Source organism: Ferruginibacter sp. (assembly GCF_028288465.1).
Taxonomy (GTDB): domain Bacteria; phylum Bacteroidota; class Bacteroidia; order Chitinophagales; family Chitinophagaceae; genus Ferruginibacter.
In genome coordinates, this window is record NZ_JAQBNR010000056.1 from 104,153 (window position 1) to 125,239 (window position 21,087).

The following is a 21,087-nucleotide window of genomic DNA, read 5'->3' on the forward strand; positions in this document are numbered from 1 at the left end:
GTAACACGGCTTCATTTTTGATGCTTTGACTTTTTTTTAAATTAGTGAAGTCAAACCTTGGTACCAATTCTTATTGAACTGCTATGCATTTTGCAGGTTTGTTGACTGCCCAGCCCTTCAATTGCTAATTCAACAACATTCCCTTCGTTTAAACCTTGTGGCGGTTTCATTCCAAGCCCAACACCCGGCGGCGTTCCGGTACTTATTAAATCCCCTGCTTCCAACGTCATAACCTGCGAGAGATAATGCACCAGGAAATAAGAATTAAAAACCATCGTGTTGGTATTCCCTTTTTGCATCTGCTTCCCTTTCACATGTAGTGACATAGCCAAATTGTGAACATCATTTATTTCGTTAGCAGTAGCAAGGAAGGGGCCTAATGGATTGAAATTATCGCAGGACTTTCCTTTTGTCCATTGACCGCCTCTCTCTAATTGAAACGCTCTTTCGGAAACATCATGAGACACACAATAACCACCTATATAATCTTTTGCTTCTTCAATAGAGTTGAGGTAACGGGCATCTTTTCCAATAACAATTCCTAATTCAACTTCCCAATCTGTTTTTTCACTGCCTCTGGGAATAAGAACATTATCGTAAGGACCTATTACTGTATTAGCTCCTTTTTGGAATATGATAGGCTCTGCGGGTACGGCCATTCCAGACTCTGCCGCGTGGTCCGAATAATTCAGGCCAATACAAATAACCTTTCCCGGTCGCGCTATACATGAACCCCAACGAGTATGTTCAGAAACATCTGGCAGGTTTGTATTGTTTGCCAATATGGCTTCCAGTTTCTTTAAACCATCTTCTCGAAAGAACGGCCGGTTCCAATCCTCAAAATACTGTGAGAGGTCTTTGCGTTTTCCATCTCTAAGCAACCCCGGTTTTTCACTTTCCTGGTTTCCAAAACGTATTAATTTCATACGGACATTTGTTTTGGTTCATAATCAAAAGCAACCGTTTGCATTCCTTGATAACCACTATTTTTGATAACGAATAGAGATCCGGCTAAGGGCTGTTCTTTATGTTCTTTTTCGGTTAATCCAATGCTTGCAGAGGTCACATACAGGTCCTGCAGGTCCTCTCCACCAAACGTACACGACGTAATACGGGCTACAGGTAGTGCAATACTCAACAACTTCTTACCTGAACTAGGATTCCAACGCGTCACTTGCCATCCTTTCCAGTGAGCAATCCAAAGCATACCTTCTCGATCTATGGTCATTCCATCAGGAAAACCTTCTTTCTTTGGAATTGTAAAAGCTACCCTTTTATTTGTGATGTTTCCCGTTTTTATGTCATAGTCGTAAGCCACAACCTCAAAAGTCGGAGTATCAATATAGTAAAACGTGTTATTATCTGGACTCCACGCCATACCGTTTGAAATGGTCACTCCTTTGATCCTAAGTGAATAACAAAGGTCTTTTTCGATCATATAAACGCTTCCCGCCTCCTTCTTTTCTGAAAGCGCCATTGTACCTATCCAAAATCGACCGGCAGGGTCGCATTTACCGTCGTTGTAACGGTTTTTAGTTAAACTAACTTCAGGGTGGCACAATAAATTAATTTTTCCATTTCCCCGGTTAATTGAAGACAATCCATTTTTCAAGGCGGCGAGAAAGTCACCATTCTTACACAGGGCAATTGCACCTATCAAATCTTTTACTTTAAACTTCCGATGTTCGTTTTTTGTAAGCAGAAATTCATGAATATTTCCATTAGCAATATCTACCCAGCATATAGATTTGTTTGCTGCATCCCATACTGGCCCCTCACCTAAACGGCAACAGTGTGGCGTGACGACTTCATATTTTAGAGGAGGGGATGTTAACATGGACGTAATAGTGTAATTTGTTTTAACATAGGTGTATTTCGAATTAATTTACTACTAATGTGAGTCTTTCGTCACTTTACTACCCGAACTACCGCAAAGAAAATCCATATCTGCACCTAAGTGTGCAGCTTGCCTGCATATAGATCAAATAGCCACTTAAAAAAAGAATACAGAGGGCTTGCTAAAGGACATAGGGGCAATCCTCCGTTATAATTCTTACCAAAGTTTTCCATGGTATCAAGCGCAATAGCCCCACCTACGGAGCCGCCCACCATAAATGTTGTATCCGGCTTGCTATACTTCTGATAAAAAAATTTCGCAACACTTCCGTTTCATTCACACCTTCCACATAAGCAAAACTCTGTGTGGAATAATCGAAGGCTGCAACGCCAAAACCTCTCTCTAAAAGGGTGTAACGCTGCTTTGAAAGAAGGGACCTTTACTGAAATTTTGAACAATTCCTTTCACCTCGTACCCATGGGCATACATAAAGAGTTTGCCCTTCCAATTGGCAGGAAAAAGAATTCGATAATCCGCACCGTTTATGTTATCAGAATCTGTTTTAACGATAAGATTTTGTGCCACCAGGTTCTGAACATAAAAAAAGGCCATAAAATTAAGGAGCAGGCAAAAATATTTTTTTATTGTACTACTTACTTTTAGTTTTAATTGCCCCTGATTATGTTCGTGTTTGATTTGTTCCATCTGGTACTCACGGCATTCAACACAATCAAGATATTTTAATTTCACCGACCATGATAAAAGAGAAGAAACAGCAACAGTTGCTGTTTCTTCTCACCGAATCAGTACCCGGAATTTTGTATAATCTGACCGTTTGATAAATCGATTTCAGATTGAGGGATGGGTAACAAAGTGTATTTTTCATCAAACGCTGCAATGCCTTTTGCTGCTGCCATTCTTACAGCTAAACGTCCTGTTCGGGTAAGATAATCACGGCGATGTCCTTCCATACTTAGTTCCACACGTTGCTCATGCCAAATAGCATTACCCAAGTTTAATTTATCCATAGTCGTCAAATCAGGCAATAGTGTGCCAGTATAACTTAAGTCATAGACCGTGGAGATACGTTGCGGATCGCTTGGGGGTGTTGTTCGGGCTCTCTGACGCACTTTGTTTAACCAAGCAAGGGCTTCGGCAGGTTTCCCGTTTTCATTCAGTGCTTCCGCATATAAAAGGATTACTTCAGCGTAGCGGATGATGTGATAACTTTTTGCTTCATCAATTGAACCAAAATTTGCAACTTTCTCGCTGGGCGGAATATAGAATTTCCGGTTAAGTCTTCCACCAGCAGTTCCGATATTAACTACAGTATAAGGCGTAGCGCCATTGGGGAATACATCTCCCTTGAACAAAATTGTATAAATAGCGCGGGGATCTCCTTTTTCAAATTCATTTTGCAAGTCTTCGGTTGGTTCATCTTGTCCGAAGCCCCCGATAGGAGCATCGCCCGGTTGAAAGAAAGCTAAGTTAAAGGAACCTTCACCTGGAAAAACGCCAGTGTTGGACTTGTGTTTAATATCGAAAACAGATTCCGGATTATTATTGTCACCAGTTTTCCTAAAAATAGCGCCATAGTCGCTCAATAATGAATAGGTACCTTCATCAACCACTTTTTTCAAAGCAGCTTCCGCTTCGATATATTTTTTCTGAGACATGTAAACCTTTCCCAACAAAGCGTTAGCAGCACCCGACGTTGCCCTGCCATCGTTGGCAGCGCCCCACTGTGTTTTTGTTGGCAAGGCAGAAGCCTCGGTCAGATCCTTTTCTATTTGTGCGTAAACCTGCGCTTTCGGCGTTTTTACCATCGCAACTGTCGCAGGATCCAAATACGTCAATGGCATGGGGACATCACCGAAGTATTTCACCAGCTCGTTATAACCATATGCACGGAGGAACCTGGCCTCATTTGCAATATTCGTTATCGTGGTGGCATCTCCCGTTACTACCGATTGTTTATCAAGAACAAGGTTGCAAACTGCAATCATGTTGTACATACTCGACCAATAAACGTTGATGATAGTATTGGTAGTTGTCTGCTGATTTGTAGAAAACTCGGATATACCCGGAATCGGAAAACTTGAGGCGCCTGCGCCTTTCAATGCATCATCAGAGCCTACATCTCCAAAGACCCATCTGGCGGTTTCGTAAGCTGGAAAAGTTGGCTGTTGTAAGTAATTATAGGCGGCTGTAAGTGTGTTATTCAGATCGGCTGCTGTTTTAAAATAGCTCACATCCGTCTGCACGCCAAGTGGTGGTTGATTCAACAAATCCTTTTTACAGGAAGCAGTGGACAGGACGAACGCCGCTAAGGCCACTTTTGTAAGGAAATTCTTTTTCATATCGCTGTTTATTTTTTTGTTAGTTTTTAGAAAGTAAGATTCACCCCTAAACTGTATCTTTTTACTTTTGGATAAATTGAGAACTCGCGACCTCCTTGAATAGGACTGGCGGTTAAACCGGTTTCAGGGTCAACTCCGGTATATTTTGTAATTGTGAAAAGGTCTGTTCCACCCACAAAAATCCGGCTGCTGGTAATACCCGCTTTTTTCAACCAGGAAGCAGAAATATTGTAGCCAATCTGAAGGTTTTTTAAACGCAGGTAAGAACCATCTTCAACGTACCAGTCAGACACCCGAAAATTTCGATTTCTATCTACGGTAGAAATAGCAGGTTGTGTGTTTGAGGTGCCTTCACCTCGCCAGGCTGCCTCGTAATTCGTCAAATCACCATTATAAGTTCCAGTGAGGGTGCCCCTGTAAAATTTGTTAAGATTAAACAACTTGTTGCCATATGATCCCTGAAATAAAACGGCAACATCGAAATTTTTATAACCCAGGTTTAGATTGAAACCATACAGAAGCTTCGGCAAGGGATTCCCAATATACGTTTGGTCTGCGGCATTTATAACGCCATCTTCGTTTAAGTCTTTGAATCTAAAATCACCCGCCAATGCGTTCGGTTGAATCTTGGTGCCATTTTTACTGTATGCATTCAACTCTGCAGCGTTTTGGAAAATACCATCGGTTACATAACCGTAAAATTCGCCTACCGATCTTCCTGCTTCAGTTTTGTTAATGGTTAAAGCGCTTGTAAAGTCACTAGATACAATTGGATTATTACGCGGTCCAAGGCTGGATACTTTGTTGATAAAGGTGGAAACATTTGCAGAAATTCCGTAAGTGAATTTGCCGGCACTTCCCTGGTAAGCAGCCGTTATTTCAAATCCTTTGTTCTGGATCTCGCCTGCATTGGTATATGGAATACTGGGGAAACCAGTATAAGATGGTAATGCTACCTGCAGCAACATATCCCTGGTACGTTTTACGAAATAATCTGCAGAGATGGTTAGCTTATTTTTCAGGAAACCAAGGTCCAATCCAATATTGGTTTGTTCTGATGTTTCCCAGGTAATACTCGGTGTACCCAAAGAGCTTAAATAGTACCCGGTAGTCACAGCGTCACCAAAAACATAGCGATAGCCATTGCCCCCTTCTACTAAAGAAAGATAAGGATTATTGGTTCCTCCGGGCATGCTTTGATTACCAATCTGTCCCCAGCCTGCTCTCAGTTTTATCATGCTTACAGCAGTAGAAAGCCCTGAATTCTGAAAGAATTTCTCACTGCTTATTTTCCACCCACCTGACACAGAAGGGAACACGCCCCACTGCTTACCTGCTGCAAATTTGGAAGAACCATCCCGGCGCACCGTAGCTGTTAAGAGGTACTTATCAGCATACGAGTAGTTAACCCTGGCAAAATAAGATCTGAGTGAATAGTTGGCCCTGTTGCCAAATAGTGAAATTGGCCCTGTTGCCGCATTTATTACCTGTAATCCGGGATCATTGTTGGCAGTACCCTGGCGGGCGCTGTTCAGAAATTTTGACTTATACAATTCTTCGGTATACCCTACAAGACCAGTGACAGAATGATTACCAAATTTTTGGTTATAGGTTAATGTATTCTCCCATACCTGGCCAAAAAAATCGCCACGTTGTTCTGTTACGGTGCTTACATCATTTCTTTCAATGGGAGCAATAAAATATTTGGGGTCATAGGCAGAACGGCTGGTCGTGTTATAATCATAACCCATGCTTGACCTTAATTTTAATCCTTTTACAATTTCAAATTCACCGTACACATTGCCTACCAGTTGCACAAGGTTCGTCCGGTCGTTCATCCTGGCAATTAGTCCTGCCGGGTTGGATTGACCTGCCGTAGCTGACACTACTGAGTTATAAAATTTGTTGTAACGATAATCCGGATCGCTCATATCAGGGTTAGACTTTAGTACAGGCGAGAGTGGGTCTGAGTTTAATAGCAGGTTAACAATGCCACCAAAAGTGTTTTCACCATACCGGCCAGAAGTGAGAGAATTAGTAATGTTCAAATTCTGACCTATGGTTAAACGTTTACCAATGGTATAATCAGTATTCAAACGAAATGTGTACCTTCTATAAGCACTATTATCTATAACGCCTTTTTGATCAAAGTATCCGGCACTTGCTGCATAGCGCACATTATTTGCTCCACCACGAACAGCCAGGTCATAGTTTTGAATAACCGCAGTCTTTAGAAGTTCCTTTGCCCAATCGGTGCTGTTACCCTTGTCATACTCTGCCTTCACGACTTTGACATAGTTGAAAAAGGGGTCGGCAGTTGTGAACGGATCGATGTTGGGATCAGCGTTTGCAACCGAACGCAGATAACCATTTAAATAAGCGGTTTTCTTGTAATCAAGGTATTGGTCACGATTTAATGTCTTTTGCAAATTGCTTACTTTACTAATAGAGGTGTTTGCATTAAGGGTTATGGTGGGTTTACCGCTAGTACCTCTCTGTGTGGTAATTAACACTACCCCATTAGCCCCCCTGGAACCATAAATAGCTGTCGCAGATGCATCTTTTAACACCTCGATTCGTGCAATATCAGAAGGATTTAAAAAGTTGATACTACTAACAAACATGCCATCAACTACATACAAGGGATCATTATTATTAACTGTACCTATCCCCCTTATCCGTATAGAGCCTTCACTTCCCGGTGCACCGGAATTAGTACTAACCATCACACCCGAAGCCCTACCCTGCAACGCATCTGTTACATTAATTGGGGTGGCTTTAGCCAGGTCTTTAACACTAACCGAAGAAATTGCCCCGGTCAAATCGGTTCTTCTTTGCGAACCATAACCAACCACTACCACTTCGCCCATATTTGCGTCAAACCGCCCTAGTGACACGTTTATGCTCACTTTGCTACCAACAACAATTTCTTTTGGTTCAAAGCCAACGAACGTAACCACTAAACGGGAAGAAGTAGAAGGAACACTAAGGGTAAAGTTTCCTTGTTGATCTGTACTTACACTTTTGCTGGTGCCCTTAACCTGCACAGTTGCACCAGATAATGGATTCCCTTTTTCATCAGAAATTTTTCCAATAATAGATTGTTGTGCAAAGGAAGAGTAGCTAAAAAGAAGGAGGACAAGAGTCTGTAGTAGTAACAGTTTTGAGATAGCTCTTCCCCTAGGCATAGAAGCCCGAAGATTTTTTTTCATGATGGAAGCAATTTTTGTTGTTTTGAAAAGGTTGATTTGTTTGTTATAAAGCGTGTTAAGTTTGTTGTTAATAATTCTGAGCCTTTCGAAAAAGGAAAAACCTGTATTTGTATTAATGCACCACTTCTATTTATAAAGTCCCTTAGTATATATTGTCCTTATACGTCTATCGATAGAAAATTCCTAACGCTTGACCCAGCTTTTGCTGGGGATCTTATAAATGTTATTTTTACCAACCTAACCACGACTAAGAGCTTGTTACTCTCCTATGGTGAAATTGTAAAAAGCAACTTGATATCACTACTTCTTAAGCTGTATGAAGATCACATCAAACTAAAATTCAAACAAATACGCCCTTTGCCATTTCTGATACACTATTTACATACATTTGCCTAAGAAAGAACTATTGGCTGCCCATACGAATCATTTTGTTCTATTTTAAATGAAAAAAATATTCAAAGAACTTCCCCCGCCAATTGACTCCTCCTTTCTTGTAAAACAGGAGATCACTACACAATTTGCCAATCCCTTTCATTATCATGATGGCTATGAGCTTACATTTATTCTCCAGGGACGGGGCAAATTTTATGGCGGCAACCAGGTAATGAATTTTGCCGAAGGGGATGTCTATTTTCTTGGCCCGATGTTTCCTCACTATTTCGTCAATGAAAAACCTTCCAGCCTGGATGAACCCATGGCACATTCTATTTCCGTACAATTCCAACACAACTTCCTGGGCAAAGAATTGCTGGAGAAACCGGAATTTTGTGACATAGGAAAGCTGTTGAGGCTTGTTCAATCATCAGGACTTAAGATCACTACACCGAACAAAGTATCGGAAAGATTATATTATGAGCTAACCGAACCAGGGATAACAAAAGTTTTACTGTTGCTAAGAATGCTCGACCGTTTAGCCATATTACCTGACAAAAACCTACAGGTGATTGCGCTTCATTATTATGATAATACCGACAGCTATAAAGATTTTTCCAAGCTGGACCCCGTTTACCACTATGTGTTGGAAAACTTTAAAGAAGATGTAAATTCCAGGAAAGCAGCCAGTCTTGCCTTTTTGAATGAAGCTGCTTTTTGCCGTTATTTCAAAAGACAAACAAAAAAAACATTTTCACAGTTTGTCAACCAGGTACGGACCACACATGCCACCTCATTGCTGCAGGATAAAAACAAAAGCATTGCGGATGTCTGTTATGAATGTGGCTTCAACAATCTTTCTTACTTCAACCGGCAGTTCAAAAATCTTACCAACAGGTCGCCTTTAGAATACAGAAAACAATATGAGCAATCATAACGGTATAACCTGGCTGACCCATTGGAAAATTCACTTTTCATATATCAACGCTGCCGGATGGCAGGAAGTTTACGACATCTTACACGAGAATCTTGCATTACTCCGTTACCTTAAGCCGTATGCTATCCGTTTTGTGGGATGATGTTCCTACCATGATGGTAAAATCTCCCGGCTCTACCACCCACTTCATATCCTTGTCATAAAAGGCCAGTAGTTCGGGACTAATTCGAAATGTCACGGTTTGTGATTGGCCCGGTTCCAACCCTATTTTCTTAAAACCTTTGAGTTCTTTTACTGGTCTTGGAACCGAGGAAAATTCATCCCGGATATATAGCTGCACTACTTCTGCACCGCTTCTATTGCCTGTATTTTTTACATCAACACGCACCGTTGCTGTACCGTTCTTCTTCATGGTTGGAGCACTTATGGTCAAATTTGAATACTGAAAGGTGGTATAGCTTAAACCATAGCCAAACGGAAACAAAGGACTTACATCAAGACCTACATTATAGCCACGACGAGAGGAAGGTTTGTAACTGTAATAGGCAGGAATGTGACCGGCACTCCTGGGAAAAGAGATTGGCAACTTTCCGCTTGGATTCACATCACCAAACAAGGCATCTATCATCGCATAGCCACCCTCCTGTCCTAAGAACCAACCTTGCACCACCGCTGGTACAGCCTCCACCAAATGACCGATGCTTAGTGGCGGACCACTGTTCACAAAAGCACAAGTTGGTTTGCCAAGCGCCACAATTTGGTCAATCAAATCATTCTGTCCGCTTAATAATTCCAGGGTGGATAAATCTCCCGGTGAGGAAGGATCCCAACCCTCCCGACTGGTAGCGGCATTGCTGCCAACAAATAATACAATCACGTCTGCTTGTTTGGCCACTGCAACAGCGTCTGCCATTCGCTTCTGGTTTTCTTCCATGGAAGCCAACTTGATTTGCGGAGCCGACCAGGTATCTGTATCCGTGATCTTTACGCCTTCTGCATATAAAACTTTCATTTGCGAGCCATACTTTTCTTTCAACGCTTGCAATGGCGAAATGCAAACACGGGGAACACTCGAATATCCCCCCAATATGCATTTGTCAGCGTTGGGGCCAATGAATGCGATAGTCTTGACTATGTTTTTATCAAGGGGCAAAATGTTATTGTCGTTTTTCAACAACACCATTGATTCAGTAGCAGCTTTATAAGCAATCGCTCTTTTTTGAGGACTTCCTACTATCTGTTCGGCTTTATCCGCATCAACATACGGATCATCAAACAAGCTTACCCTAAATTTATTGACCAGGATCCTGGTTACTGCATCATCCAACTCTTTCATGGATATTTTACCATTGAGAACATATTGCTTTAAATTTTTGAAACTTTCCGGGTCCGGGTTTTCAGTGTCAATTCCTGCCTTAAATGCCAGATATCCTGCTTCATCAGTTGAAGGTGTGATTTTGTCGATATTTTTCAAGTTGCTTACGCCACCATAATCGGAAACAATTACTCCTTTAAATCCCCATTCTTTTTTAAGTATGTCAGTCAGTAATTTTTTGTTGGCATGTGCCGGCATGCCCCAGAGTTCGTTATAAGATGACATCACATTCATGGCGCCCGCTTCCTGGATGCAGGCTTTAAATGGCGGGAAGAAAACTTCCCTCGCCGATAGTTCATCCACATTGCTGGGTGCGGTGTTGTTACCGCCTTCGCTTTGCCCGTGCACACCAAAATGTTTCAGTGTTGCTGCCACATGACTATCATCCAAATACACACTGTTACCCTGGTAAGCCTTTACTTGCGCCACTGCCAAACGTGAAATCAAAAATGGGTCTTCACCCATTGTTTCTTCGGTTCTTCCCCAACGTGGGTCACGCACCACATCCACCACTGGTGCTAAAACCTGCTGGCCACCTCTGGCTCTTATTTCTTCGGCTACATGGGTATAAATCTCCGTCACCAGATTTTCATTCCAGGAGCTGGCCAATCCCATTGGTGTAGGAAAGCTGGTAGCATCTTTGGCTTGTTGACCGTGCAGGCCTTCTTCGTGAATCATTACGGGGATCCCGAGCCTTGTTTTTTCAACAAAAAATTTTTGAACCATGTTGTATAACAATGCTGCTTCTTTTGGAGCTAACCCGGGATTAGCCGGTCCTCTATCATCGTTGATTCGGGCAATTTCTCCCAACCCGTTTTTCAACGATTTTTCTGCCTTCGTTTCATCAAAATGACCATTGGTCATGATTGCTGATTTCTGTCCCCAAATGCATTGCAATTGCATCAGCTTTTCCTCCAACGTCATTCGGGAAAGCAAGTCTTTGGTTCTTACTTCGGGAGAAAGCTTTTTGTTTTTGTAAGGTGGCCGTTGGGAGAATGCAACAGGCTGTAAAGTGAAAGCAGCAAAAAGTAGAATGACAATTTTTTTCATGATGATTTTATTTAAATTCCTGAATCGTAAGACAAAGCGGTGTGTCCGCAAAAGAGTGGCGATGGACGATAAATGGTGAATCCACTATCGCTTACTCCTGAAGATTATTCGCTATTTAAAATCTTCCAGCTTCCATGCCTCTTTCCAATAAATTTTGGGAACGCCATTTTCCCAGGTAATGGGAAGCCATACATAAGTTGCCTTAGTGGTAACATCCCAATCAGTTCTTCTGATATTTCTCATATCAGTTAAGGCAACTTCTTTGGAGTTCCGCTCCCTCGGCTTAAGAGATTTGTAACGTTCACGGATTTTATCTTCCTCCTGCCTGGGAATGTTGGTGCCGCAGGTTTCGGGCATCCATCTATCGGCAAGTGCAACGTATAAATCTTTTTTGCCAGGAATTTTTATCACGTCTGTAATCTGCGAGCAATAGGAGGTGTGTGAAGTATCAGCAGGATGTGGATTGCCAAGGTCTGTATAGGCGCCATGATAGTCACTGAACATAGAAACCAGCGACTGGTTGGGTGAGAATCCTGAAGTGCCTGACGTAAACAAATAGTGCTTGCCGTTTCGCATGAAATGGGTGGGCGCTTCCCGGGTAGCAGGAGGAAGCTTTCCGGAAAAATGCACGGAATAATTTTCCGTCACAGAGGTAAAATCATCGGTTAAGGTTGCGCAAATCATTTCATAGTGAGGACGCTCGAACCAGATATACCCCTGGCCGGTTTTCTCATCCACGTATAAATCAAAATCGCCACTTTCGAACCCGTTTGGCCGAAATCCTTTTCGTATAATCTTATAAGGCCCTACGAAATTATCTGCTTGCAATACGGTCATAAACTGCCCATCATCCCCTCCTAATATCTTTATCCAGGCCACGTACTTGCCAGTTTTGGGACAATAAATAATATGTGGTCTATCAATCCACTGGGAAGGGTTAAGCGGCGAGTATATGTTAGTCATATCAGGCGGAATAATAAATCCTCTGTCTTGCCAGTTATAAAAATCTTTTGAGGTATAGCAGCGGATACCGTATGTCCAAATGTTACTACCTTGTGTTGTAAACTCTTTATTCTCGCCGTACCAATAGTAAGTGCCGTCTTTATAGAACACCGAAAACCCATGGGCTTGTATAGGCTTACCGTCTGTATTCAGCCAAATTGCTCCCGGCGTTATAGAATGATATCTTTTACTTTTCTCTACTTGTCGCACATGTTGTTTTAGCGGGGAGCAAGCTGCCAGTAATACAAGAATAACAGCAGAAGTATAAACAGTTTTTTTCATAATAATTATTGCTGCTATATACGAGTTTAGACAGGTTAACAAAAAGATTATTTCAATATCTCGTATCAATTTCCAGGAAATCTTCCACTTCTTTTAACCAGTGATTTTGAATAAAAGCAACATGAGCCGGGTGGTTGTTATAGGTATTATACAACTGCTGGGTAGCGAATTCCATAGATAGCCCGAATTCGAATTTGTTTTGCTTACTGGTTTGCTTCAGACACTCAAATTTTTCTACACCGGGAATCGCAGCTAATTTTTTTGCTGTTGCTAAAAACGCTTGCTCGGATGGCGACCCTTTAGGATGTTTGAGTGTAAAAAAAACAGAATGGTATGTTCTTGTTAGGTTTGATGGTGTCATTGTTGATTGATAAACGATCAGTGAAAAAGGAGCAGGGAAAGCGTGATTTCACGTTTGTTTCCTTGCTGGCAAGATGAAGATTGATCAATGTGCTACTTTGGCCCGGCTCGTGTATTATAGCCACCTGTTCGGCAATAGTTATTCGTCACCTTGTAACTGTTGCAATTACACGTTGATACCGGGTTAAGGCTGGTATTCCGTTATCAGTTACCTGAAATATTATGTGGATAGTGTTGCCTGCAGTGGCAACTGTCGGAACCGTAAAAGAAGCAGATTGCTTATTTGCATTTTGTATGCCCACTTTACCTATAAACGTGCCCGCCTCTTCATACTGCCACCATTGATAGATAAGGTTGTTCCCATCGGGGTCTTTTGCCATTCCACTTAATTGTACAACCTGTCCGGGCTTGACATTTAAATTGGCTACATGCTTTAGGTTTACTTTCGGCGCATGATTGGCGTCCTTGTAACTTTTTACACACCAGTCTGCACGGGCAGCAAAATCATTTTGTATTGCATCCCCCCATCTTGACTGCGGAAAATTCGCATCTTCTTTTTTATTGAAAGGGTTAAAATCTGTAACATCTTTTCCATCCTGCCAGAGGCGTGAATTAGTTTTTGATGGCACAAATCTTCCGCCCCATCCACCATAGGAGGGATTTTCAACACTCCTTAATCCTGTGTTGATTAAGTATAAATAAGCAGGCGAGTCACCCTCGGAAATAAAAGCGAATTGTTTCTTTCCATTCTTTCTTGCTTCCGCAGTGTCACCATAGTTGTCGTCAGGATCTGCCGCAAGTTTGTGTGCATCTCCCCAAAGAAAATAGTTACCTGCCAGCGACCCATGATTGAACTTAATATTTTTCGCAAACCAGGGGCCATCAAGATAGGATTGCATGTCGGAAGGAACTGCTTTATCCCATGGATAAGCAAGACACCAAAATTGAGTTGTGTTATAAACCACATGTATATCCGGCCAATTAACTGAAATGTATTTTTCATAGGTTCCATCCTGGTCAAGTATGATATAGATTGTTGCCTTATCGCATACTTTTTTATACATGCTTTTCCATTGTGAGGTATGCTTATACGTATCCTCAATAGATTTTAATGCACGTGCCACGGTATTAGTACCACCCCATATTTGCAAATGCAGGGGAACAGGGTTATCATCAAGCAATAATTTTTTTATAAAATCAGAACCTTCTGTATCGTGGCCCATTTCGCCTTCCAAATCAATGTTGCCTACTTTCACCAGGCTTTTTAAATAATGGGGTGCCGGATAGTTTTTATCATGTTTTAGAAGGTTCTCATACACGCTGGCATATTTATCAATGAAGTCCTGCATCCACTCTGTACCAAGCCAACGTAATGTTGTGCGGGGACCATATTCCTTACTCCAGGGCCTGTTAGAAGTAAAGATGGTGCCCTTGCCATCACCGGCATAATGAAACTGGGAACTACTATATACCAGGCCAGCAATATTGAGTTCATTGGCGTATAACAGCAGCCTGATAAAGGAATCAAAGTCGTCTACTTCGCCATCGGATGTAATGACGGTACGAGGTTGTATTGTCTTTGCCTGGCAGCTTGCCTGCTCTGTCAAACCCATCAAAAAAACGATTAGCAACATGGTAATTGTTCTTGCTCTCATGTATGTTTTTAAATTCATGTTTAACTATTTAATTTCAACCCGCTTTCACCTCACTACGATCGTATTCTTTCCCTCTTTTAAAACATAGTTTTTGTTCTTCCACACAAACCTTCCTGTTGTGTTAGATGGAAGTTCAATGGCTGCATTCAGCTGTCCATTTGCTACTGAATATTGAACCTTGATCTTTCCATTCGGGTGCGGCATCTCTCCTCCAATTTTCTTAATGGTCCCAAGATGTGGCTCAATCTTCACCCTGGCAAAACCCGGCGCATCGGTATCAATACCAAGAACGGTTCTGAAAAATTCAATGTTCGGACTGGCACCCCATGCATGGCAATCGGACCTTGTTCCATTCACGTCGGATGTTTCCGCCCAGGTGGTCAAGCCCATGGCTATGTTTTCCCGCCATTTGCCCAACCAGTTCATATAGTCATTTCCCAAACCTGCTTTCGTTAGTGCCTGGTGTAAATAGTATTTGAAATAAATGGAAGCAGGTGCTAATGAAGTGTCGGTCAACAATTGGGTAGCGATTGCTCCCGCTTGTTCCTTAGGTACCAGGCCGGTTAAAATCGCCAACGCATTGGCATGTTGCGAGAAAAGGTCTTTTTCTGTTCTGTCGGCGAAAAGCTTTTTTGTGTTGTCCCAGTACTTTTTCTGGATGGTGGTCTTTAGTTGAGCAGCTGCTGCTTTGTACCTTAAAGCGAACTCTTTGGTTCCAATTTGTTGCTCCAAATCAGCCGCTACCTGGTAAGCCCATAGCAATTGTAAATCAAGTAAAGCAGCATAACCATCTTTTCCAACCGGCGCATTACCTCCCTCCCAGCCATTAACGTAAACCCAATCGGTAAACGTCCAGTACGGAACATCCTTTAGTGAGCCATCCGATTGCTGAAACCCTTTAAAGTAATTCAGCACCTGCCTTGCCCCTGCCAGTTTAGCTTTCACAAAAGCAATGTCTTTCCCATACATCATGTAATCGTGTATCATCGCAATATACCAGAGCGAAAACGTAGTTATGTACTGGGGCAACACGGAAGGATGACGGCTGGCTGTTATCCCTTCAGGCAAACGCGAATGATCCATTAGGTTTAGCGCATTTCGCAGGAGCCTGTCATCGCCGCTATTGTACAACGACACCATTGCCTGGATCCGGGCATCACCAATGTATTGCAGTTGCTCGTAATAAGGACAATCCATGTAAGTTTCTACGGCACATGAACGTGCTGTACGCCAACCAATGTCCAGCATCTTTTTCATTTCGGGATTGTCCGTTTCCAGCTTTGCGTTTAAGTCGAAAGGATAGCCTGTAAACGTGCCATAGAAATCCTCCAGAATCAAGGGAGTTTCTTTGGTTGTAATTCGCAACTGAATATACCGATAGGTGCGCCAGTTCAGTGTCGTAAATTGCTGGTTGGCTGTTCCATCCGCAAGAATGCTGTCAACCCTGCCAATCATCGTTTTTCCATCTATTTCATTCCTGTTTCCTTTCTCGGGGTATTTTGTAAACAATGCTTCCTGGTAGGTTATAGAAATAGCAGCGTTTTTACCCCCGCTGAAGAGAAGTGTAGGGTAAGCGTTCGTCAAAAAAGTTTGGTCGAGCAAAAGCGTTGCCACTGTATGGGGTGGAACGGTAATGGGTGTTTTAGCTGCTGGGAAAGAAGCCGGAACGGTAATGCCTTCTGCATGGCGTACCTGCACCAATCGCTGTGGAGTTAATTCCATCTGCGGCAAAGAAGACGGAACCAGCAGCCAGTTACTTATCATACCATATTGGCCCTTTACGTTTTTAGGGAAGCCAGGAGAGAGCGGCAACGAAGCCTTCCAGTTTTCATCCGGAAAGGAAAGTGTCTCCCATCCCTTTTGCTGCGCCGCCATGTTTATTTTTTCCCCGGGGCCGGCCACATAATAGGTTTCCATGCGAACAGGAATAGGGCTATAACTGCTATCCCGGATGCATTTCCATGTCTCGTTCGTATTAAGTATTTGAGCATCGCTGGTAGCACCTTGCAAAATAAATGCGGTATGTAAGGAAAGATGTCCTTCTGTTCGCAGTTCTGCTTCGTTCCAAACCTGTGCAGAGATGATGTTACGTCCTGCGGTAAGAAATGGCGCCAGATCAACTGTTTCATAGTTCCAATGGGCTATATCACCCCGTGCCGGTCCTAGTGATACCAATTTTTCATTGACAAATAATTTATATCGGTTGTCTGCCGAAACAAATACTGGAAAGCTTGCAGGAATTGAAGTGAGTTCGAGGCGTTTTCGGAAGTAATAAATCCCATAGCCAGTGGGATTGGCTCCCGGAACCGAAATCCACATTGCTTTCCAGGGTTCGTACAAATACGCTGCGTCAACTACCTGAGCCTTTAGCTTTAGCGTAAGCGGTAACAAGAAACCAATTATGAAGATTGGTAATTTAAGGCTATAGGTTAGACGAATGGTTGAAAGTAATTTCACCTTTAATGTTTTTGTTGCTATCGGAATGATATATTTGTTTTCTACTGCAAGTACTGCTTGCTTATTTTGTTTTCACTCGTTCTCCTTCTACATCATACATACCATTCATGAGCCCAGTGACCTGATCATTGTCTTTCTTTTTCAGGTTTAATTTTATCTGATATCCACGCATTTCATAATAAAGGATTATCTCGTTTTCTTTTAGTTCAGCATCTGTTACTTTGGAAATTTCTTTGCCCGAGGGGTCCTGTATTATGCCTGTAATCCTGCCGCTCTTCTTCTCCAGCGCAAAAATCATTTTAGTATCACCTTGTCCAAGTCCTTTGAATTGCACACTCCATTTGCCAACGAAGTAATCAGCTGTAGCTGTGTGTACTTCTTCTCGTTGAGATGGAACGATAGTGACAATTACTCGTTTATACCGGATCAGGCTGGGTGTGCCCTTATCTGTTACTTTCAGAATAAAGTGAGCGGTTTGAGGGCTGTCTACCTGTGGAGCTCTTACCTCTGGTATTACGGACATATTTTGAGCAGGCAGGATAGCTATCTTTTCGTTGAGTGTACCAGCTTCCTGGTATTGAGACCAAAGAAAACTTAAAGCATCTCCATCAGGGTCATTGGAAGAACTGCCATCAAGTGAAAAGATTTCACCGGATTTAACGGTGAGCTTTTCAGGCATTGCCAGTTTAGCAACCGGCGGATGATTGGAACTCTTATAATCTTTCGTACACCACATCATTCTTGCTGCAAAATCATTTTGAAAATCTTCCCGCCATCTCCAAATCGTTACATGGTTGTCTTTGTATGTACCCGTATCTTTTACCATAGCCCTTCCCCATTTGCCTTTCATCCACGGCGTATATTCGTCGTCGGCATTTGTCCAAAACGGTCTCGTTTCTTCTTCCAGCGGCACTATCCATTTTTTCTTAGGATCAAAGGGCGGCTTGTAAAATTCATAACGACCTCCCCAACCACCCCAGTTCGGATGTTCCGGCTCGTTCATTCCATTGGGGATAAGCGATAACCAGGATGGCGTGTCACCCTCCATTCCGAATGACACATCGGGATAAATTGTGCCTAATGGTCCATGTCCCTCCTGAATATTATGCGAAAGCCAATCATTGCTGATTACTTCGTTATTGGCTCCTGGAAATACATGGAGGATGGCAGACCAGGTAGCTGCATCATAACTTCCCGGACTGGCGATGTAAAATAAATCGGGGAAATTCTTGCGTATCCATGGCCCAGAATTGTCCTGGTCAGAAATCGTGTAAACTCTTAGTTTGTTTATCAGTCTTTTTGCTTCCCCTTCACTTTTCGTTTCCCTGATTTTCCAGAGTGTCTGCGCCAGAACGTTCGGTCCTCCCCAAACGGTCACCCATAGAGGACGATTGTCAGCTTTTTCCAGCATCCTGATAATCCATTCCGAACCTTCGGAGTCTTTTCCTTTTCCTACGCCTTCCATGCCATAAAGCGGAAGACCTTTCTTTACGAGGCCTGCCAGTTTTTGTGCTGGCGGAAATCCCGGCTCGTGCTTTAAGAGGTTAGGCTGTACTTTCCCATAGGCGTGAATTACCTTTTCAATAAGTTCTGGACTAACCTTCTTTGATTGATGAATAGAGGTGGAAGCGATGAGCCCTTCGATATCGATTTCGTTTGTATATAGCATTAGCCGAACCATCGACATGAAATCATCTGGCTCGTTGCCGATGTCCGTAATAACAATCAAACGATGCTTCGCAACTGGTTGTGCCATTGCAGGTATCCTCCACAAAAGCATCATGATACATACGGTCAACATCCGTCCCGCCTGCTTGAATTTTGTTTTCAATGTTTTAGATTTTCGTTTTTTATGATTGTCTCCACTGGTTAAGAAATGACCTTCCCTTGCTTTTCTCCTGGGCCGCCCACTACCACCATTTAAGGTCGCCCGGACAGTACCCTGCCGTTATCGAACGATGATAGTTACCCGTTCGAGGTTCTCCAGCGTTAAACCTGGCGCATCGGTTTTGCTGTCCCGCTGGCCAGAAGTGCGAAGCGTGATTATATATTCGCCTGGAGCGGGGAAACTGACTGTGCGTTTGACGTTAACCAAAGTCTGCGGCTTTACCAGGGTCGTTGCAGGTTCAAACTTAAAATCGCTTCCTCCCAAATACCAGTCATACTTTTTGATGTAGCCGGCACCGGGTGGCATTTCGATCCTGCCAACCAAATTAACCGGTTGGTTAATTCCGACCTCAACACGGTCGCCGCCGTTAACGGTCAGCCGCAACACAGGTTGGTGGCCACCTCTTTTCGCCGCTTTGGCTGGAAGTACAATTTGATTCATCGCATCGGTGCGGTATCGTGTGGATGAAAGTGGTGCGACGCCATGTTCAACCCATTCAATAAGATCGAGCAGTACTTGATGCAAGATGCCCCCGACGCTGACGAGGTTCGCTCTATAATTGAAGGGAGGAAGGGTAAACGGATATGCGCCATGGTTGGCATTCTGCTGGTAATAGATTCTAAACATATTGTCGGTCTGGGATACCCCCATCGCTTGCCTGACCTGGGAGGCATAAAATCCGCCAACATAAGGAAATGACGAAGGATCGGAAAGATTCTCAATAACGATCGTTTTAACCGTGAGATGGCCGGTTTCCCTGCGACCGCCGGACGCCCTGATATTCCCCAAATACGCGGTTTGAATAGTGCGCTGAACATATTTCGGTGTGCCGTCGGCATTCCTGTACTGGTTGTAGGCTGGGCTACCATTGTCGAGGATCGAATGACGCGGATAAAAAGCCACAGCCAGTAAGTAGCGATTATTGATCCTGATCTTTACGCCCGGCGCAAGCGCCCCCAGCAAAAGGCTGTCGTTGGCACCAGTGAGCGTAAGCATGTTGCCTTCCAGCTTACCGTTTAGTGCGTAGCCGTTACCGCTAGTGATGCGGGTCTTAGTATCGGAAGAATAGACGTAAAACTGCAACCCGGAAGTGCCGATTGACCCCAGGGCCGGCATCGTGGCGGCCTCGAAGGTAACGCCGGTTGGCGTGTGCTTTGCGTCCCACATAATGGCGGTGATCGTGGCATAACCGTCCACTTTTGCAGCGGTAAGGTAGGCTGGAGGATTGGTGCCTTCATACCCGGGCTTCGACCAGAAATCATCCTCGTAGGTGGAATCGAAGCTACGCGGCCCGCCCTGGTTGGCGCTTCCTACGTCGAACTTCATATCCTCAAGTGCTACACGAGCGAATCCGCCGTTCAGCAATTCGTCGAGAACGTCGCGTTGCTCCGTCGTAAGAGTGGCGTAAATGTCTCGTCCACTGCCGGGCTTAACCGCCTTCGCAATAGCCTGGCGTTTCTCCTCGGGGATAGCCAGCGCATAGAGGCCGTCCCACATAAACGAGTGGCTGTTGAGGCCATCTACTGCAATTACTGCAGGAACAATACCGTCCCAAACTCCCGTGGTGCCTTCGTTAGCACCCATCGCCTGTACCGACCCACCACTCTGTCCAAATATGTATCCATAGATACGGCTTTTGTTGTTGTAAAACTTATTTGCATACACCTTAGCAAGCTTGGCAGCCGCGGCAATGACCCGGTATCCAACGTTCGGATTTCCTGGCACCACACTCACGGTATAACCACCGTTGGTAAACGCGAATTCGTTGTTTAAAGTGTTTAAAACTTCAAAAGCCAACGGATAGGTTTGCTGAAAAAAACGGTTCCGCCAGACCCTCTTCTCGGGAAACCGCCAAAAAAAGCTGTGTTTAGCCGTTGTGGGGCTTTGAAGAATACCCGCAGGTAATTGAGCTTGCGTACGCAGCGCCGGGAAATGACCCCAGACTTCAGTGTAAAAGATGGTGGATCCATCGGTAAGCTTTAGTGACTTCTCGTTTGTACTGTCGATCACCATTGTTTTGTCGTTATAGTCGGGATCAACGCACGAGGCATCGACTACCATAGGCGGCTCTATCCCGCCAAACTGCGGTCGACCTACGAAGTTGCATGGCTGCGCTGATGCGATCGGGCCAATCAGCACCCCTCCAGCTACCGACAGAAAAATAAATAGCAATTTTTTTACTTGTTCCCGACTCATGGAGGAATGAATAACTCCTAAAAAATGTACCCCGTTAAGCATTTTTGAAATTGACATATTTAAATATTTATTCTTGTAAACTCTCTATTAATACCTCTCCTGTT

Annotated in this window: 13 protein-coding genes; 1 reads left to right on the forward strand and 12 read right to left on the reverse strand. The window is 43.4% G+C overall.

The features are described 5' to 3' along the window. Positions 1 to 50: 50 nt before the first annotated feature. The 5 genes from JWR61_RS21915 to JWR61_RS21935 all read right to left on the reverse strand — a co-directional run bounded on the left by JWR61_RS21915 (position 51) and on the right by JWR61_RS21935 (position 7,409). Positions 51 to 926, reverse strand: a complete 876-nt coding sequence (locus JWR61_RS21915; protein ID WP_301929839.1) for a fumarylacetoacetate hydrolase family protein — start codon at positions 924 to 926, stop codon at positions 51 to 53. Then, positions 923 to 1,837, reverse strand: a complete 915-nt coding sequence (locus tag JWR61_RS21920; RefSeq protein WP_301929840.1) for an SMP-30/gluconolactonase/LRE family protein — start codon at positions 1,835 to 1,837, stop codon at positions 923 to 925. The genes JWR61_RS21915 and JWR61_RS21920 overlap by 4 nt, the downstream gene beginning before the upstream one ends. Positions 1,838 to 2,239: 402 nt before the next feature. Beyond that, positions 2,240 to 2,542 carry a hypothetical protein gene (locus tag JWR61_RS21925; protein WP_301929841.1) on the reverse strand — a complete coding sequence of 101 codons (303 nt, stop codon included), beginning with the start codon at positions 2,540 to 2,542 and terminating at the stop codon, positions 2,240 to 2,242. A 98-nt stretch (positions 2,543 to 2,640) separates the two neighbouring features. Then, positions 2,641 to 4,197 (reverse strand): RagB/SusD family nutrient uptake outer membrane protein, encoded by a 1,557-nt coding sequence (locus JWR61_RS21930; protein ID WP_301929842.1) that lies wholly within the window; start codon positions 4,195 to 4,197, stop codon positions 2,641 to 2,643. A gap of 26 nt (positions 4,198 to 4,223) precedes the next feature. Continuing rightward, positions 4,224 to 7,409 (reverse strand): TonB-dependent receptor, encoded by a 3,186-nt coding sequence (locus JWR61_RS21935; RefSeq protein WP_301929843.1) that lies wholly within the window; start codon positions 7,407 to 7,409, stop codon positions 4,224 to 4,226. Positions 7,410 to 7,851: 442 nt separating this feature from the next. On the opposite strand from JWR61_RS21935, the gene JWR61_RS21940 reads away from it, so the two are divergent. Then, complete coding sequence (locus tag JWR61_RS21940) at positions 7,852 to 8,718, forward strand: AraC family transcriptional regulator (protein WP_301929844.1); 867 nt, start codon at positions 7,852 to 7,854, stop codon at positions 8,716 to 8,718. A 97-nt stretch (positions 8,719 to 8,815) separates the two neighbouring features. Here the strand turns inward: JWR61_RS21940 and JWR61_RS21945 are convergent, their stop codons facing one another. The 7 genes from JWR61_RS21945 to JWR61_RS21975 form a co-directional block, all read right to left on the reverse strand. Continuing rightward, positions 8,816 to 11,143 carry a glycoside hydrolase family 3 N-terminal domain-containing protein gene (locus JWR61_RS21945; RefSeq protein WP_301929845.1) on the reverse strand — a complete coding sequence of 776 codons (2,328 nt, stop codon included), beginning with the start codon at positions 11,141 to 11,143 and terminating at the stop codon, positions 8,816 to 8,818. A 111-nt stretch (positions 11,144 to 11,254) separates the two neighbouring features. Then, a complete protein-coding gene (locus JWR61_RS21950; protein WP_301929846.1) occupies positions 11,255 to 12,427 on the reverse strand; it encodes a family 43 glycosylhydrolase in 1,173 nt (390 codons plus the stop codon). 52 nt (positions 12,428 to 12,479) lie between these two features. Continuing rightward, on the reverse strand, positions 12,480 to 12,788 hold the full coding sequence (locus JWR61_RS21955; protein ID WP_301929847.1) for a Dabb family protein: 309 nt from the start codon (positions 12,786 to 12,788) through the stop codon (positions 12,480 to 12,482). 145 nt (positions 12,789 to 12,933) lie between these two features. Continuing rightward, entirely contained in the window at positions 12,934 to 14,442 is a 1,509-nt protein-coding gene (locus tag JWR61_RS21960) for a DUF1593 domain-containing protein (protein WP_301929848.1), read from the reverse strand. Between the two features lie 45 nt (positions 14,443 to 14,487). Continuing rightward, on the reverse strand, positions 14,488 to 16,899 hold the full coding sequence (locus JWR61_RS21965) for an alpha-L-rhamnosidase C-terminal domain-containing protein (RefSeq protein WP_301929849.1): 2,412 nt from the start codon (positions 16,897 to 16,899) through the stop codon (positions 14,488 to 14,490). A gap of 61 nt (positions 16,900 to 16,960) precedes the next feature. Further along, on the reverse strand, positions 16,961 to 18,730 hold the full coding sequence (locus JWR61_RS21970; protein WP_301929850.1) for a DUF1593 domain-containing protein: 1,770 nt from the start codon (positions 18,728 to 18,730) through the stop codon (positions 16,961 to 16,963). A gap of 117 nt (positions 18,731 to 18,847) precedes the next feature. After that, entirely contained in the window at positions 18,848 to 21,040 is a 2,193-nt protein-coding gene (locus tag JWR61_RS21975) for a hypothetical protein (protein ID WP_301929851.1), read from the reverse strand. Positions 21,041 to 21,087 lie beyond the last annotated feature (47 nt).